Genomic DNA, 16,839 nt, shown 5'->3' on the forward strand with positions numbered 1-16,839 from the left:
TCGCAGATAGCGCCTTGTCTTGGAATTGAAGAATTTCCAATAATCCATTACATAAAGGCATGACTTTGGATGTGCGATCAGCTCAAATCGTTCTGGAATGCGCGCGGCGAGGAAGCCTCGGCTCGGCAGCGGCCGCGCTCAACATGACCCAGCCGGCGATCACCCGCATGCTGAAGCGGCTGGAGGACAGCTACGGCGTTCCCCTGTTCGAACGGACGACGCGCGGCGTCGTGCCGACGGTGTTCGGCGACGCGCTGCTTCCCTATGCCAAGCTGGTGGTGTCCGAGATCGGCAATGCGACGGACGTTATCCAGCAGATGCGCGGCGCCAGTCGAGGCGTTGTGCGGATCGGCGGGGTCGCCAGCGTTGTCAGCGGCTTCATCATCGCCGTCATCCGCGAGATGCGAAAACAGCATCCGGAAGTCCAGTATCAGGTGATCGAGGATCTCGAGGACCGGGTGCTGGAAGGGCTGAAGGGTGGCACGATCGACATCGCCATCTCGCCGGAACCGTATCTCGACGATGATATCATCATCGCGACGCCTGATATCATGCACGACACGGTCTCGGTCTTTGCCAGCTCCGATCACCCCGTCATCCAGCGGGAGCATGTGACGCTTGCCGAAGCGGCAGGTTTCGACTGGGCCATGCCGCCGCCCGGCACGCCGACCGTCCGGGAATGGCAGCGGCGGTTCCACGACAATGCGCTGGAGCCGAGCGCGCCCTCGATCATCTCCCGCTCGGTGCCGGTCCTGAAGGCCGCGGTGCTTTCGGAAGCACTATGCTGCTGGATGCCGCTGCCGCTTGTCCGGGAAGAGGTGGAACGGGGCAACATGGCACGCGTCAACGTGCCCGAGCTCGACTGGCAGCGGACCTTTCGCGTGTACCGTCGGAAGAAGGGCCTGATGACGCCGCCGACGGTCAACCTGCTCCAATGCATCCGTCGCATCAGCGAAACCTGGACGATGTGAAGGGCAGGGCAATCTACTTCTGCTTGGCGCCGGCGCTCTTGCCATCCGAGCTCTTCGACCTTTCCTCGAAACGGTCGGCGCCCTTGGCGAGATCGGATCCCTTTTGGGCCTCGACCTTCTTCTCTTCCTTGCGGGTGCTCTGCTTCAGACCGCGCGCGGATTCCTTGCCCTTTTCGGTCGGTGCCTGTTCGATACCCATGACGTTTCCTCCAGCGCCTGACTGGCGCTTCATTCGAACGGGCGGCGTGGGAAGGCGTTCCCGTGATCCGCACCTTTTCCGGCTACGCTTGTCCTAAAACGTGGTATATATGACATTTGAGACAAAGCGGTTTGAGAGTAGTTCTGATGTCAGGCGCATGGGGCGCCTGGAGAAAACACGGATGTCCAACAGTCTTTCCAAGGGCACGGCCCTTATCACCGGCGCATCCTCCGGGATCGGTGCCATCTATGCGGAACGTCTGGCCCGCCGCGGCCATGACCTGATCCTGGTCGCCCGCAGCCGCGACAAGCTTGATACGCTAGCCCGCCGCATTACCGACGAGACCGGCCGTTCTGTCGAGGTGATCCCGGCCGATCTTTCCGACAAGGCCGATCTCGCCCGCATCGAAGAGGTCCTGCGCAACGACCGGAGCATCGGCGTGCTGGTCAACAATGCCGGCCTCGGCGCCACCGCGCCACTGCTGTCTTCGGATATCGGCAAGATGGACGAGATGCTGACGCTCAACGTCAACGCGCTGATGCGGCTTACCTATGCTGCAGCCCCCGGCTTCGTCGCCCGCGGCACCGGCACGATCATCAACATCTCCTCGATCGTCGCGATCGGCCCGGAAGTGCTGAACGGCGTCTATGGCGGCAGCAAGGCTTTCGTGCTCGCCTTCAGCCAGTCGCTGCATCACGAACTCTCGGCCAAGGGCGTCACCGTCCAGGCCGTCCTGCCAGGCGCCACCGCCACCGATTTCTGGGGAACCGCCGGCACGCCGCTCGAACACCTGCCGAGCCAGATCGTCATGCGCGCCGAAGACTTGGTGGATGCGGCGCTTGCCGGCCTCGACCAGGGCGAGCTAGTGACCATTCCGGCACTTCCCGATCTCGCCGACTGGCAGGCCTATGAGGCCGCTCGCCAGAAGATGCTGCCGAACCTTTCGCGCAGCCTGCCGGCCGATCGCTACAAGGTCGCGTAAAAGGGCAGCATGGATAACGGCCGGCAAATCGGCCATTCTCCGCTCATGTAAACGAGGTTCCGCCATGCATCGCATCGGTTTCGTCATCTTCCCGGATTTCCAGGTGATGGGCTTTGCCGCCATCACGGTGTTCGAAGTGGCCAATGCGATGCTCGGCGGGGACGCCTATTCCATCACCCTGCTCTCGGAAAAGGGCGGGCTGGTGCGCTCCTCGGCTGGCTTCGGGGTCGATACGCAGGCCTTCGGCAGCACCGATTTCGATACGGTGATCATCGGCGCCGGCATGCAGGTGCCGCAGTTTACACCGGGCCTGCTCGATTTCGTGCGGAACTCGGCCGAAAACGTCCGCCGGCTTGCCGCTCCCTGCATCGGCGCTTTCGCACTTGCCGAGGCCGGTGTGCTGTCCGGCCGGCGCGCCACCACCCACTGGGCTTTTGCCCGCGACCTGCAGGCAAGATATCCGGCAGTCAATGTCGAGGAAGACCGTATCTTCATCATCGACGGCCCGGTCTGGACCTCGGCCGGCATGACCGCCGGCATCGATCTGGTGCTGGCCATGGTCGAGAAGGACCACGGGCCTGAGGTTACCCGGTCGGCGGCCCGTAAGCTCGTCGTCCACCACCGCCGCGCCGGCGGGCAGTCGCAGTTTTCGAGCCTGCTCGAACTGGAGCCGAAATCCGACCGCATCCAGAAGGCGCTGATCTATGCGAACGGCCATCTGAAGAACGGTCTTTCGGTCGAGGAACTGGCGGATGTGGCGGGCCTGAGCCCCCGCCAATTCAGCCGCGCCTTCCGTGCCGAAACCGGTCAGTCGCCGGCAAAGGCGGTCGAAAACATCCGTGTCGAGGCGGCGCGCCTGCTGATGGAGCAGGGCCGCCACTCCATGGACGTGATCGCTGACGAGACGGGGTTTGCCGACCGCGAACGCATGCGTCGGGCTTTCCTGCGCATACTCGGCCAGCCGCCGCAGGTCATCCGCCGCAATTCACGGGCTGCCTGACTGACACATGCCGGTCAGCCGGCCTTGCCGACCCGCTGGAGCGAAGACAGTTCCATGATATAGGCGCGCCAGCCGCCAAAGGCGGTGATGTCGAGAGCGCCCTGAAGCGCAATCGGTTCGGCGAGGAAACCCTTGGCGGAGGTGCTGTCCGACAGGATGACGGTACCGATGCCGAGCGGCGGCGGGATCGCCGCGACGAACAGCCCGAATGCCGCCGGCGTCAGCTGCCAGACCTCCACCTCGATTTCTCCACCTTCGCCTTCGGCGACCCGGACCATGCCGGGTTTCGGGGGCACCGTGCCTGCAAGCGCATAAAGCTTGTAGGCGGCGGAGGTTTTAGCGACGCGGGAGAAGCTGCCGTCGAGATCGGTAAGCTGGTGGTTGAGCGGCATGCCGGAAAGGTGGGCGCCGACCACGATGACGTCGATCAGGCCGTCGCCAGCTGTGGCTGCAGGCGTTTCGGCTGGCGCCGGAAGCGGCCAGCCGGTGGCACCGAGCGTGAGGCCACTTGCCTGGTGAAGGTCACGGGCCAGTGACGCGGTGAGGCCGTCGCGGCCGAAAGGGGCGAGCAGCGTCACGCTGGCCGGCAGGCCGTCGGCGCGGGTACCGGTCGGCACGGCGATGCCGCACATGTCGAGCAGGTTGACGAAGTTGGTATAAGTGCCAAGCCTGGAATTTTCCCGGATCGGCTCCGCCTCCAGGTCGGCTCGGGTATAGTGGGTCGGTGCGGTCGGCACACAGAAGAGGTCGACCGAGGCGATCAGCGGCGCCAGCGTTCTCTTCAGCGCCTGCAGCGCATAAAGGCCCTTGAAGGCGTCGGCTGCGGAGAGTGATTTTGCGGCGCCATAGATCTGGCGCGTCACCGGGTGGAAACTCTCTTCCTTCGTATCGAAGAAAGGCTTTACCGCCGCATAGCGCTCGGCCACCCAGGCGCCTTCGTAGAGAAGATTGGCGACCTTGTAGAATTCGCCGAACGACACTTCGACGATGCGATGTCCGAGCCTTGCGAGCATCGAGATGGCATCGCCATAGGCTGCCTCCATGATGGTATCGCCGAAGAATTGCAGGTCCGCCTTGGCCGGCACGCCGATCGTCAGCACCGGTGGCGCCGAGCCGAATCCGGTAGCCGGAACCGCCTTCGAATAGGCGTCCGTCTCGTCGTATTTCGCGGCGACGGAGAATACTTTCCAGGCGTCGTCGGCGGTCAGCGCGAAGATCGAGACGCAGTCGAGGGTGCGGCAGGCAGGAATGATGCCCGTGGTCGACAGCGCGCCGACGCTCGGCTTCAGCCCGACGATATTGTTGAGGCCGGCCGGGATGCGCCCCGAACCGGCGGTATCGGTGCCAAGCGCGAAGCTGACGATGCCTTGCGCGGTGGCGACCGCGGAGCCGGAGGAAGAGCCGCCGGGCACGAGTTTGGCATCGATGGCATTTCTCGGGATCGGGTAGGGCGAGCGGACCCCGACGAGGCCGGTCGCGAACTGGTCGAGATTGGTCTTGCCGATGACAAAGGCGCCGGCTGCCTTGAGCAGGCCGACCACGGTTGCGTCCTTTTCGGGCATATAGGCATAGTCCGGGCAGGCGGCGGTGGTCGGCATGCCGGCGACGTCGATATTGTCCTTCACCGCGAAGGGGATGCCGAACAGCGGTTTTTCGGGATCGAAGGCGCCGAGTTTGGCGGCTTCTGCCAGCACCGCATGCTTGTCGGCCAGATGGATGAAGATGCCGGGATCGTCGACCTCGGCGATGCGCGTGAAAACCGCTTCGACGATCTGCGCGACACTGCCGCCATCCTGGTAGAACGCGTGAAGCGAGGCGATATCGAAGGCTGGTGTTGCAATCATGCCATTTCCTCTTCCAGTATTGTCACCGGCCGGTCCCACTGGATCAGCACGACGCAGCCGGTATCGCTCCAGACGGAGTGTTCGGTGCCGGGCGCATTGACGATATAGCTGCCGCGGCCATAGTCGCCAGCCTCGTCGGATTGCACGCCCTCGAGCACCAGGATGGTTTCGAGGCCCTCATGGCGATGGCGGGGAACGCCCGAACCTGCCTCGTATTTCAAGAGCGCCACGCCCGGTTGGTCGCCCTCGAAGGGGCGGATCCAGTGGATCGTCACCTCGTCGCGGAAAGGCTCGAATTGCAAATCTTTCCAGCCGCCTAGCGTCAGCAGTTCGCGAGTTGATTCAGGCATTGGTCATCCCCTTTGGCGCGATCCCTTCCAGAATGTCGTCCACATGGGCGGTCCAGCCGACGATCGCGCCCTGGGCGCGGATCATGGCGATGGCGGCCGCCTTGAACTCGGGAAAATAGCTCTCGGTCGCCTCTTCGGCGAGCAGGCATTCGTAACCGCGGTCGTTCGCCTCGCGCATCGTCGTCTGGACGCAGACTTCCGTCGTCACGCCTGCGAAGACGAGTTGTTTGATGCCCTTGTCCTTCAGCACCTCGCCGAGTTCGGTGGCGTAGAAGGCGCCCTTGCCGGGCTTTTCGATCACCACTTCGCCATCGACCGGCGCAAGCTCGGAAATGATCGCCGTGCCCGGCTCGCCTGAAATCAGCACACGGCCCATCGGGCCGACATCGCCGATCCTGAGCGTCGGGTTGCCCCGATCACGCTTGGCGGGCGGCAGGTCGGAAAGGTCGGGCTTGTGGCACTCCATCGTGTGGATGACCGGCAGGCCGGCATCGCGAAAACCCTGGATCAGGCGTTTGACGTCCGGGACGATCCTGGTTATCCGGCCGACATCGTTGCCGAGGCTGGCGCCGAAACCGCCGGGTTCGGCGAAATCGCGCTGCATGTCGATGACAATGAGCGCCAGCGCATCCGGTTTCGCCGGAAAGGCGAAGGGTTCTGCCTTGATCTCACCCATCAGTGATGCCCCGCCATATGGGCGCCGATGACGCCGATATCGGCCGCGCGGATCGGGGTCTCGTAGACCAGCTTGCCCTCCGAAATGACCATGATGCGGTCCGACATTTCCAGCAGTTCGTCGAGATCTTCCGAGAGCAGCAGCACGGCGGTTCCTGAATTGCGGGCCCGCATGATGCGGGCGCGGATTTCCGCGACAGCGGAAAAATCGAGGCCGAAACAGGGGTTGGAGACGATCAGCAGGTCCACGTCGCCGGTCAGTTCGCGGGCGAGCACGGCGCGCTGGACGTTGCCGCCGGAGAGGGCCGCAATCGGCGAGGAGGACGAGGCGGTCTTAACCTTGAAATCCGAGATCAGCGAGGTCGCGCGTTTCTTCATCTCGCCCTTGTTCAGCCAGATCGCATCCTTGCCGTCGCCCTTCAGGTCGAAGGTCCGGAAGGCGAGATTTTCGCTGACCGTCATTTTTGGCGCGCAGGCGTTCTGCAGCGGCTCTTCGGGGATGAAGCGCACGTTGTTCTTGCGGGTTTCCGGCCTTGTGGCGCCATAGGTCTCGCCGTTGACGGTCACCGTGCCTCTGTCGGTCGGGCGCTGGCCGGCGAGGATTTCGGTCAGTTCCTTCTGGCCGTTGCCGGAAATGCCGGCGATGCCGACGATCTCACCGGATCGGACCGTCAGGCTGTCGATCTCGATCGTCTTCAGGCCGGAGCGATCCGGCGCCTTGACCTGTTCGACCTTCAGCACCGATTTCGCCGCATCCGGCACCGGCAGGCGGCTGTCGAGTTCCGCGAGCTTGACGTCGCCGATCATCATTCCCGCCATGTCGGAGGTGGAAAGTTCGCTGACCTTGCCGGTGCCGACCAGCTTGCCGCGGCGCAGGATCGAGACCGCATCGGCAAACTTTGTCACCTCGTGGAACTTGTGGCTGATCATCAGCACGGTCAGCTCGCCGCGTTCGGTCATGCCGCGCACGATGCCGAGCATTTCGTCGGCTTCTGCCGGCGTCAACACCGAGGTCGGTTCGTCGAGGACCAGGAAGGACCGGCCGAGATAGAGCTGCTTGACGATTTCCAGCTTCTGTTTTTCGCCGGCCGCCAGTTCGCTGACCGGCCGTTCGAGCGGGATCTGGAACGGCATGCGCTCCATGAAGGCCGCAAGATCCTTGCGTTCCTTCGCCCAGTTGATCACCGAGGGCACGGAGGTGCGGCTGATCACCAGGTTTTCGGCGCCGGTCAGCGAGGGAACCAGCGTAAAATGCTGGTAGACCATGCCGAGCCCGTAGGTTGCCGCATCCTTGGGCGAGGCGACCGAGACTTCGCGGCCGTCGACCGACAGCGAGCCGGACGTCGCGTGGTAGAAACCCATGATGCATTTGACGAGTGTCGACTTGCCGGCACCGTTTTCGCCGAGCAGCGCATGGAACGAACCGGCCGGCACGCTGATCGAGACATTGTCGAGCGCGGTGAAGGAGCCGAAGCGCATGGTCATGCCGAGCGTTTCGATGCCGACCGCCTTGCCGGCCTGGGGTAGGGGCGTATCGCGGACGATGTTGTTCATGGCAGCTGGCTCACCAAGATAACGGAGTTGGAGACGGAACCGAAGACGCCGCCCTGCATCTTGACCATCTTGATGGCGGCGAGGTGATTGCCGTAGTCGGTGGCGCCGCAGCAGTCCTCGAGCATCAGGCATTCGAAACCGCGGTCGTTCGCCTCCCGCATGGTGGTCGAGACGCAGACATCGGTGGTGATGCCGGTGAGGATGATGTTCTCGATGCGCTTCTGGTTGAGGATGAGTTCGAGGTCGGTCGCGCAGAACGAGCCCTTGCCCGGCTTGTCGATGATCACTTCGCCCTCGATCGGGTAGAGTTCCGGGATGATGTCCCAGCCGGGCTCGCCCCTCGTCAGGATGCGGCCGCAGGGGCCTGGATCGCCGATGCCGGCGCCGATGCGCTGCGAGCGCCAGCGCTTGTTGGCGGGCAGGTCGGCGAGGTCGGGGCGGTGGCCTTCGCGGGTGTGGATGATGTGGTAGCCCTTGGCGCGCATGGCAGCGAGGACGCGTTTGATCGGCTCGATCGGCGCCTGCACCAGCGACAGGTCGTACCCCATGTGGTCGACATAACCGCCCTTGCCGCAGAAATCGGTCTGCATGTCGATGATGATGAGGGCGGTATTTTCGGGTCTCAAATCGCCGTTATAGGGCCAGGCATAGGGATCGGCGTCGATATAATGCCCTTTGGTTTCAACCATCGCGTCCATCATTGTCTCTCCTATTCGCCAGCCAGCTTGAAAGTCTCGCCATAAGACCGCACGGGTTTGTCGAAGCCGCAGGAGGTGCCGTCGGTGACCTTTACCGCGTCCTCCCAAGGCAGCCTGTATTTCCCGGCGATCAGATCGTGCATGTAGGTGTAGGGCGCATCACCCGCCCCGCCGGATACCGCGACGTAACCGCGATGGCCGAACTGGTAGATATTGTTCTCGACGCCCCAGCCGAGCCGGGCCTCGCGCACCAGGTCGGGCCGCACCTCGGCGGTGATGATCTCATTGACGCGGCCGGACGTGCCATGCGCGATGATCGTGCCGTCGAAATTGCAGACCATGCCTTCGCCCATGGAATCGAACGTGCCGTCCGAGCCGCACATGCACACACTCGCCGTCACCATCAGGTTGCAGAAGGCGTTCGACTGGTTGGTGAATTTCCAACTCTCGCGGATCGGCGCGGTATAGCCCGCGGTGCGGATCATGATCTCGGCGCCCTTGTAGGCGCATTCGCGGGCCATTTCCGGGAACATGCCGTCATGGCAGATAATCAGGGCGAGTTTTGCGCCCTTCGGTCCGTCGATCACCGGAATGCCGAAATCGCCCGGCTCCCAGGATTCGACCGGCACCCAGGGATGCATCTTGCGGTAATAGAGCTTCAGGTCGCCGCTATCGTCGATGACGATGCCGGAATTGTAGGGCATGCCGCCCGGGTTCAGCTCCATGATCGAGAAACAGCCCCAGATCGCATTGTCCCTGCAGGCCTTGCGGAAAGCCGCGACTTCCGGGCCGTCCAGCGTGCACATGATCTCCGGATTGATATCCATCGAAAGCCCGTGCAGCGCATATTCGGGAAAAACGACGAGGTCCATGCCCGGCTGGTTGCGTCGGGCCTTGGCGACGAGATCGACGATCACCTGTGTCTGGCGGGCGAGGTCCGCCCTGGTGATGGTCACCGGTAGCTGGAGCTGGACGAGGCCGATACCGACGCCGTGCTCCGATTTGTTGAGGCCGCCCAATCCGTTCATTGCTGATCTCCCTTATTTCGTCAGCGACAACGCGCCTGGCGCACCGGCAAGCGAGCGGGTGGGCGAGGAGGTCGCGATCAGGATGATGAGGGTGAGCACGTAGGGTGCCGCGTAGAACAGGTAATACCCTTGCGTGACGCCAACCGATTGTAAGGCCGGGCCGAGCGCGCCGGCGCCGCCGAACAGCAGAGCGGCGAGGAAACAGCCGATCGGGTTCCAGCGCGCGAAGATCACCAGCGCCACGGCCATCAGGCCCTGGCCGGAGGAAATACCCTCGTTCCAGGAGCCGGGGTAATAGAGCGACAGGTAGGCGCCGCCGATCGCGGCGAGCGAACCGCCGACGGCGGTCGCCAGAAGCCGGACGCGGTCGGGGTTGATGCCCATGGCGCGGGCCGCATCGGTGCTGTCGCCGACGACACGTAAGGTTAGGCCGATGCGGGTGTTCCTGAACGCCCACCATAGGAAGAGGGCGAGTGCGGCGCCGATGAAGAATAGGACGTTGATATTGAGCGCCGCCTGCACCTGCAGTGTTGCCGACCAGCCGCCGAGGGGAATGGATGGCAGTTTCGGCGCCACCGGCTGGATGAAGGATTTGCCGAGGAAGAAGGCGAGGCCCAGGCCGAACTGCATCATGGCGATACCGATGGCGATGTCATTGACCTTCGGCCATTTGCAGATCCAGCCATGGATGGTGCCGAATATGGCGCCGGTCGCCATCGCCGCCAGCACGCCCAATGTCGGCGAACCGGTCATCACCGCGACCGCGTAAGCCGTCATCGCGCCGAAAACGAGCGTGCCTTCAAGCCCGAGATTGATGCGGCCGGAGCGTTCGGTGATCGTCTCGCCGAGCGAAACGAAGATGAAGGGCGTGGAGACGCGGATGGCGCCCGCGAAGATCGCCAGCGGCACGCCCCAGAGGCCGATACCTGTGTCTTCCATCGGTCAGCTCCTTTTCCAGAGGTCGGGATTGAAGATCTTGAAGCGGCCGTAAAAGGTCTCGCAGAACAGGATGACGATGAACAACGTGCCCTGCAGCACCAGGACGGTGGCATCCGGAAGACCCATGCGCCGCTGGATCAGGCCCCCCGATGCAGCGATGCCGCCGAGCAGGATGGCGACCGGAATGATCGCCAGCGGATTGTGCCGGGCGAGGAAGGCGACGAGGATGCCGGTGTAACCGTAGCCGGCGGCAAGCGAGGCATTGGCGCTGCCCTGCACCGCCGCGACCTCGATCATGCCTGCCAGACCGGCAAAACCGCCGGCAATCGCGGTGAAGCCGACGATCAGCTTGCCAACCGGCAGGCCTTGAATCTGCGCGGCGCGGACATTGCCGCCGGCGATGCGGGCGGCAAAACCGAAGCTGGTGATCTCGATCAGCACCCAGGAGAGGATGCAGGCGAGGACGCCGATGACGAGGCCCCAGTGGACGTCCATGCCGGGGATGTGGCCCAGCATGTACTCCTTCGGCAGCGGTTTGGTGGAGGGCTTGTTCAAGCTCGCCGGATCGCGCAGCAGCCCTTCGACGAACTGGTTCATCAGGGCGATCGCGATATAGGCTAGAAGCAGCGAGGAGATCGTTTCGTTGACGCCGCGATAGTGGCGCAGGAAGCCTGCAAAGCCGATCCAGATGCCGCCGACGACCATGGCGGCGATGGCCATGAAGACGAAGAGCACGATCGGCGGCACGATGCCGACGAAGGGAATGGCGCTGGCCGCCGCCGCGACGCCGCCGAGCACGACCGCGCCCTCCGCGCCGATGATGACGAGCCCGAGCCGCGCCGGCAGCGCCACGCAGAGTGCGGTCAGCAGCAGGGGGGCGGCGCGGGAAAGGCTGTTCTGGATCGAGAACCAGCTTCCGAAACCGCCCGTGTACATGAGCTGGAAGAGGGTGACCGGCGACTTGCCGATCGCCAGGATGAAGAGGGAGAAAAGCGCCAGGCCTATCAGGATCGCCACGAGCCCGATCGCCACGGGTTCGGCCCGTCGCGCCAGCCATTCGAGGAGGGGGCGGAAGGACGCAGTGCCCCCCGCCGCGATGGACAGTCTCGGATCGTTTGCTTCGGCCGTCATGGTGCTTCTCCCCCTTGACGTGAGGTTAGGGACGTAAGGTTAGGACATCACGTCAGGAGGTCGAACCGACGACGCCCTCGACCAGGTAACCCATGCTTTCCAGTTCGATCGCATCCTCGGCAAACGACTTGCCGGCGGTGACGACGACATTGCCCTTGTTGTCCTTGATCGGACCCTTGAAGACCGAGAACTTGCCGGACATGATCTCGGCGAGCGTCGCCTCGAACTTCTTGCGGCCCTCGGCGGAAACGGCCGGCCCGAGCGGGCTCATCTTGACGAAGCCGTCCTTCAGGCCGCCGCGGACGAAATTGCCGAGCTTGCCGCCGCTTTGAGCCGCCTTGATGAAATTCGTATAGACGTTGCCCCAGGCCCATTCGGCGCCGGTCAGGTACTTGTCCTTGGCAAGCGCGCTCTGGTTGGCGTGGTAACCGCAGACGAAGGCGCCGCGGCCGGCGGCGGTCTCGACGACGACCTTCGGGCTATCCACATGGCAGGTGATGACGTCGGCGCCCTGGTCGATCAGCGCGTTGGTGGCTTCGGCTTCCTTGACGGCGAGCGACCATTCACCGGTGAAGATCACCTGGCAGGTGATGGTCGGATCGACCGAGCGCGCGCCGAGCAGGAAGGAATTGATGTTCTGGACGACCTGCGGGATCGGCTTGGCGGCGACGAAGCCGATCTTCTTGCTCTTCGACGCATACCCGGCGGCGATGCCGTTCAGATACTGGCCCTGGCCGATATAGCCGAAATAGGAACCGGTATTGGCCGGATGCTTGCCCTCGGTCCACAAGCCGCCGCAATGGCGGAACTGCACCTTCGGATATTTCGCGGCCATCGCCAGCATGTGGGGGTCGAAGTAACCGAACGAGGTCGGGAAGAGCAGGGTGGCGCCGTCGAGATTGATCATCGATTCCATGGTCTTCTGGACGTCGACGGTTTCCGGGACGTTTTCCTCTTCGACCAGTGTGATGCCGGGCATCTTCTTGATGACGGCCGCACCCTCGGCATGCGCCTGGTTATAACCGTAGTCGTCCTTGGGGCCGACATAGATGAAGCCGATGGTGAGCGCGGTCTGGGCCGCGGCAGGCGAGCCGATCAGGCCGGGGACGGCACCGGCTGCCAGGCCGGCAGCGGAAGCCTGGAGAAAATTGCGGCGGTTCATGGGAAGGAGTTTGGTCATCGGAATGCTCCTTGCGGCGCTAGGCCGGTTTCGAACGGGTACGGTAAAGTGCATGCAATGTGCGTGCCAGACTTCAAGCCATTGTTATTGAAGCGCAATTTTACAGACCCAAAAATAGGCAATGAAAAGTGCATACAGATTCATCGCATTTTCGCTTAAGAAATAATCAAGAATTATTATTTGTTCAGCAATCGGGCAGGCGAGACAATACGGCAATTGCCGGTGCGGCTTTTCGGCATCCGAAAGCCGAAAATTACCAACGCCTTGCCGGCGTCATTTGACTTATCGATTCCAGGACGCCATCTGTATGCAAGTTGTAAGGATCAAGTAGAATCGTTCCGTGAAGCAGGTCAGGCGCAGAGAAGTCATCCGTACCGGAACCACCGTCGAGCAGATGGTGCGGGCGATCGCCGACATGATCGTCACGGGCGCCATCCTGCCGGGGGAGAAGCTCGACGAGATCTCGCTCGCCTCCCGTTTTGAGGTTTCTCGCACGCCGGTGCGCGAGGCTTTGCGCGAACTCGGCGCCATGGGCCTGGTCGGGCGCGAGCCAAACCGCAGCGCCGTCGTCACCAACGTCACCGAGACCCATCTCCACTCAATGTTCGAGGCGATGGCCGAACTTGAAGGTATTTGCGCGCGACTGTCTGCGGAGCGGATGACGGTCGACGAACGGCGGGCGCTGGAGCTCGAACATCGCGGCTCGATGCGGCTGGTGCATGCAGGCGCGGAAGAGGACTATGCGGCGCACAATACCGAATTCCACACAAGGCTTTATCGCGGCGCCCATAACGACCACGTGTTCGAGATGGTGACCCAGACCCGAGCGCGGCTGGCACCCTTCCGCCGTGCACAGTTCCGCCTGCCGGGGCGTCTTGCGAGATCCTATGAGGAGCACGACCAGATCGTCACCGCGATCATCCGCGCCGATGCGGTCGCTGCAGGGCAGGCCGCCTATTCCCACGTGGCGATCGTCAGCGACGCCAGCGCGGTGTTTGCGACCGCCGGGGAATAAGCGGCGGGTCGGCCTTCCCGAGCCTGTTTTCCAAACAGCACTTTTGGCCGCGCGGATGAAAATCCGGCGGTTCCGTTTTGGTGGGAATGGGGCAGGCGGAGTATTTCGGGGTATTGGGTATTCAGGCTTTCCGCCTGCCCCGGTCGTTTTCTGCGTTTTCCGGGGATTGTCAGGCCCCTAAACCGCTTCCTCGACCGTCACCGGAAACCGGACCTTGCGAGCCGGATGATGCGGCCGGTTCGCGAACCCGGTTTCCCATCCGATGACGGGAGGATTATGCGGGTGGCTGCGGGATGCGGGGATGGATGGGGAAGGGAATGCGGCTAAGTGTTTGAAAGCTCGGTAGAGAAATTTCAGGAGCGCTGAATTCGTCCCCGTTTTTGAGTGGGCTGTTCGTCGGGCCTATAAGCCGGTCGCTGGGCAGGGCCGAGGCACTTCCTGTGTCACCTTGGTGATCGTGCACCAGCCTCCAATTCCTCATTCCTGTGCTTGTCACAGGAATCCAGCCACGGCGCGTCTGCGCCGTGAGCGGAGTCTTTCGCACCCAAGGACTTGGGTGCACTGGATCCCTGTGACAAGCACAGGGATGAGGAACGTGTGATGGCTGCTTGAACGACCGAGAACTCCGCACGTTGCCGGTCTGGCAGACCTTCTGAAATCACCGCCCCGCCGAACGCGCCGAAACAAACACCTGCGGCTCGTAGGCGAAATCCTTGTCGAAAGGATAGGTCGGCTTCAGCTTGCGGTGGCGCTCCAGGCGCTCGACGAATTGGTCGACGACGCCCGGCGACAGGGCCATCAGGTTCGGGTTGGCGATCGGCGCCAGTTCCGGGGAGAGATAGCCCGATTTCACGACGATGATCTTGGCGCCGTTCGGGTCGAGGCCGAGGCGGGTGAAGTCGGCGATGTAGTGGTAGGGGCGGCGCTTGGCGGAGAGGACGAGTTCGATGCCGTCGATAGCGACGACCGCCTGCCGGTCGGCGAGGTCGGTTGTCTCGTGGAGGAACTGGACCTTGACCCTTGCCTTGACCGGCTTGCTGCCCATCGTATCCAGCGAGGCGCCGATCGTGAGGTCGAGTTCGGCGCCGATACCGGCGGCGTAGCAGGCTTCCGCCGCCGCCTTGTCGGCGATGCCGGCGAAGACGACGCCGGTGGCCTTCTTGGCGATCAGGTCGGCCAGCACGTCGGCGCGGTCGCCGACGCCGCCGCCGGTCGGGTTGTCGCCGGATTCGGCGAGCACGACAGGGGCGGTCTTGGCGGCGATCGCCCTGTCGACGCATTCCTGGATCGAGCCGGTCTCGCAGCCAAACACGAATTGTTCGCGCGCATCCCAATAGGCCTTGGCGACACGCTTGGCTTCCCGTTCGAGCACGGCGCGGTCGGTGCCGGTCATGATCGCGGCGGCCGTGCCGCGCGGTTCGTCTGCCCAGACGTAGCCGACCATCAGCGACGCATCCCAGACGCCGTCGATCGCGTCGATTTCCGGCATCATCTCGTAGAGGCTTTTTGCGGGCTCATCGACCGTCGAGGTGCGTTCGCCGGGCAGCACGACCGGGATCGGCGCCCAGAGCAGCACCGGCTTGACGCCGGTCTTCAGGCTTTCGACCAGCATTTTCACCGAGCGGCGCATGGTCTCCTCGACGTCGATATGCGGCGCGGTGCGGTAGGTGGAATACATGTCGAGCGCGTCGATGATCCGCTGGCTGACATTGCCGTGCAGGTCGTAGCTGGCCGAGACCGTGCAGTCCGGTCCGACCAGGTCGCGGGCGGCGGTGATCCAGTCGCCCTCGGCATCTTCCATGCCCTGCACATACATGGCGCCGTGCATGGCAAGGTAGAGGCCGTCGAGCGGCAGCAGGGGCTTCAGGCGTTCGAGGAGTTCGGCCTTGAAGCGCTCGTAGGTCGAGCGGGAGACCGGGCCGCCGGCAATGGCGCGGCAATGGATGGTGGGCAGGAACTCGGCGTCGTAATCCTTGAGGAAGGCGAAATAGGGGGCTGCCGTCAGCTCCTCGCCGCGCACGACGCGAAAATCCTTCTCCTCGTTGAGGACCGGATTATAGGTGCTGCATTCGATATGGATGCCGCCGACAGCGATGCGCATGGGATACCTCAGTTGTATTGGGGCCGATCAGGAAATTATGGGCTGCGATGCTGGCGGCGCCGCGGGCCCAGACATCGCCATCCACGCGCTTGATGCGGATCGGCGTCTGGCCGGCGTAACGCGGCAGCACGTTGGTTTCGATCGCCTGGTTGACCACCGTGCCGAACAGGCCGTCGAACGAGCCTTCGACATGGGTGATCAGGATCAGGCCGGGGTCGTTGATCTGGATGAGGTTGGCGATTGCCAGGCCGAGCCCCGAGCCGGCTCGGTGCAGGATGCGGATCGCGGCGGCATTGCCGGTCGAGGCCTCGTTCTCGATGTCGGAAAGCGAGACGCATTCGAGCCCTTCGGCGCGCGACATTTCCTTGATCGCCTTCATCGAGGAGACCGTGTCGAGGCAGCCGCGCTTGCCGCAGCGGCAGGGCGAGCCACCCGGCTCTATGGTGCAATGGGCAATTTCGCCGGCGCCGCCGTGATTGCCACGATAGAGCTTGCCGTCGATGAAATGGGCGCAGCCGATGCCGTCGCCGAGTGAGACGACGCTGAAACTCTGGATCTCGCGGGCGCTGCCGAACAGTTTTTCGCTGACGGCGACGGCCTTCGCGTCGTTCTCGATGAAGGTCTCGACGCCGGAGCGTTCGCGGACGATTTTTGCCAGCGGCACGTCCTGCCAGTTGAGCAGCGTCGACTGGACGCAGTTCGACTGGGTCTCATCGACGAAACCGGAGAGTGCCACGCCGATGCCGGACAGTTTTTCCGTCGCTTCCGGATGGGCTTCGAGCAGGCTCGGCAGGCCTTCGGTGATCGCCTCGGCGATGACCTGCGGATCGCGCGACAGCGGCATCGACTGGCGGGCGATGATCTTGCCGTTCAAGTCGCAGAGGATCATCGGCGCCGGGTCTTCGAGCAGCGAAATGCCGACGAAGAAGGCGCATTCGGGGTGCAGGTCGAGCCGCACCGACGGGCGGCCCTGGCCATAGACCGTCTCGGTCTCGTGCAGCACGCCGAGGTCGATCAGGTCGCGGGCAATGCCGCTCATCGCCGCCTTGCTCAGGCCCAGCAGGTTCGCCATCTCGGTCCGGCTGAGCGGACCGGACTCGCTGATGACGCGCACGAGCTGGCGCTGGGAGGAGGTGAGAAGAGCGTTCAAGGCGGCTGTTTTCTGCTGGTGA

Annotated in this window: 16 protein-coding genes; 4 read left to right on the forward strand and 12 right to left on the reverse strand. The window is 63.5% G+C overall.

The window, feature by feature from the left end:
- The first annotated feature begins 71 nt into the window (after positions 1 to 71).
- On the forward strand, positions 72 to 971 hold the full coding sequence (locus tag PMI07_RS25625) for a LysR family transcriptional regulator (RefSeq protein ID WP_197032564.1): 900 nt from the start codon (positions 72 to 74) through the stop codon (positions 969 to 971).
- 13 nt (positions 972 to 984) lie between these two features.
- Here PMI07_RS25625 and PMI07_RS25630 read toward each other — a convergent pair whose 3' ends face one another.
- Complete coding sequence (locus PMI07_RS25630) at positions 985 to 1,170, reverse strand: hypothetical protein (RefSeq protein WP_007764882.1); 186 nt, start codon at positions 1,168 to 1,170, stop codon at positions 985 to 987.
- A 181-nt stretch (positions 1,171 to 1,351) separates the two neighbouring features.
- Here PMI07_RS25630 and PMI07_RS25635 point away from each other — a divergent pair, with 181 nt between their 5' ends.
- Together PMI07_RS25635 and PMI07_RS25640 are read left to right on the forward strand one after the other, a co-directional pair.
- Positions 1,352 to 2,152 (forward strand): SDR family oxidoreductase, encoded by an 801-nt coding sequence (locus PMI07_RS25635; protein WP_007764884.1) that lies wholly within the window; start codon positions 1,352 to 1,354, stop codon positions 2,150 to 2,152.
- A gap of 64 nt (positions 2,153 to 2,216) precedes the next feature.
- Positions 2,217 to 3,152 (forward strand): GlxA family transcriptional regulator, encoded by a 936-nt coding sequence (locus PMI07_RS25640; protein ID WP_024164153.1) that lies wholly within the window; start codon positions 2,217 to 2,219, stop codon positions 3,150 to 3,152.
- 14 nt (positions 3,153 to 3,166) lie between these two features.
- On the opposite strand, the gene atzF is transcribed toward PMI07_RS25640, so the two are convergent.
- From atzF to PMI07_RS25685, 9 genes are read right to left on the reverse strand one after another with little or no spacing between them, the layout of a single operon-like run.
- The gene (atzF, locus tag PMI07_RS25645; RefSeq protein WP_024164154.1) at positions 3,167 to 4,996 is read right to left on the reverse strand and encodes an allophanate hydrolase; all 1,830 of its coding nucleotides are present in this window, start codon (positions 4,994 to 4,996) and stop codon (positions 3,167 to 3,169) included.
- The gene (locus tag PMI07_RS25650; protein WP_007766675.1) at positions 4,993 to 5,346 is read right to left on the reverse strand and encodes a cupin domain-containing protein; all 354 of its coding nucleotides are present in this window, start codon (positions 5,344 to 5,346) and stop codon (positions 4,993 to 4,995) included. The genes atzF and PMI07_RS25650 overlap by 4 nt, the downstream gene beginning before the upstream one ends.
- Positions 5,339 to 6,022 (reverse strand): cysteine hydrolase, encoded by a 684-nt coding sequence (locus tag PMI07_RS25655; RefSeq protein ID WP_007766673.1) that lies wholly within the window; start codon positions 6,020 to 6,022, stop codon positions 5,339 to 5,341. Before PMI07_RS25655 ends, PMI07_RS25650 begins: the two co-directional genes overlap by 8 nt.
- Positions 6,022 to 7,575, reverse strand: coding sequence for an ABC transporter ATP-binding protein (locus PMI07_RS25660; protein ID WP_007766670.1), 1,554 nt, complete (start codon positions 7,573 to 7,575; stop codon positions 6,022 to 6,024). The genes PMI07_RS25655 and PMI07_RS25660 overlap by 1 nt, the downstream gene beginning before the upstream one ends.
- Positions 7,572 to 8,273, reverse strand: coding sequence for an isochorismatase family cysteine hydrolase (locus PMI07_RS25665; RefSeq protein ID WP_037088399.1), 702 nt, complete (start codon positions 8,271 to 8,273; stop codon positions 7,572 to 7,574). Before PMI07_RS25665 ends, PMI07_RS25660 begins: the two co-directional genes overlap by 4 nt.
- A gap of 11 nt (positions 8,274 to 8,284) precedes the next feature.
- On the reverse strand, positions 8,285 to 9,301 hold the full coding sequence (locus PMI07_RS25670) for a formamidase (RefSeq protein ID WP_007766661.1): 1,017 nt from the start codon (positions 9,299 to 9,301) through the stop codon (positions 8,285 to 8,287).
- 12 nt (positions 9,302 to 9,313) lie between these two features.
- Complete coding sequence (locus PMI07_RS25675) at positions 9,314 to 10,240, reverse strand: ABC transporter permease (RefSeq protein ID WP_024164155.1); 927 nt, start codon at positions 10,238 to 10,240, stop codon at positions 9,314 to 9,316.
- Positions 10,241 to 10,243: 3 nt separating this feature from the next.
- Positions 10,244 to 11,371, reverse strand: a complete 1,128-nt coding sequence (locus PMI07_RS25680) for an ABC transporter permease (RefSeq protein ID WP_007759311.1) — start codon at positions 11,369 to 11,371, stop codon at positions 10,244 to 10,246.
- 52 nt (positions 11,372 to 11,423) lie between these two features.
- Positions 11,424 to 12,551 (reverse strand): BMP family ABC transporter substrate-binding protein, encoded by a 1,128-nt coding sequence (locus PMI07_RS25685; RefSeq protein WP_024164156.1) that lies wholly within the window; start codon positions 12,549 to 12,551, stop codon positions 11,424 to 11,426.
- Between the two features lie 340 nt (positions 12,552 to 12,891).
- Between PMI07_RS25685 and PMI07_RS25690 the strand changes: the two genes are divergently transcribed.
- On the forward strand, positions 12,892 to 13,566 hold the full coding sequence (locus PMI07_RS25690) for a GntR family transcriptional regulator (protein ID WP_007772400.1): 675 nt from the start codon (positions 12,892 to 12,894) through the stop codon (positions 13,564 to 13,566).
- A 658-nt stretch (positions 13,567 to 14,224) separates the two neighbouring features.
- Here the strand turns inward: PMI07_RS25690 and PMI07_RS25695 are convergent.
- Positions 14,225 to 15,667 (reverse strand): M81 family metallopeptidase, encoded by a 1,443-nt coding sequence (locus tag PMI07_RS25695; RefSeq protein ID WP_007772397.1) that lies wholly within the window; start codon positions 15,665 to 15,667, stop codon positions 14,225 to 14,227.
- Positions 15,621 to 16,817 (reverse strand): ROK family transcriptional regulator, encoded by a 1,197-nt coding sequence (locus PMI07_RS25700; protein WP_155956645.1) that lies wholly within the window; start codon positions 16,815 to 16,817, stop codon positions 15,621 to 15,623. Before PMI07_RS25700 ends, PMI07_RS25695 begins: the two co-directional genes overlap by 47 nt.
- Between the last annotated feature and the right edge of the window lie 22 nt (positions 16,818 to 16,839).

The organism is Rhizobium sp. CF080, assembly GCF_000282095.2.
Taxonomy (GTDB): domain Bacteria; phylum Pseudomonadota; class Alphaproteobacteria; order Rhizobiales; family Rhizobiaceae; genus Neorhizobium.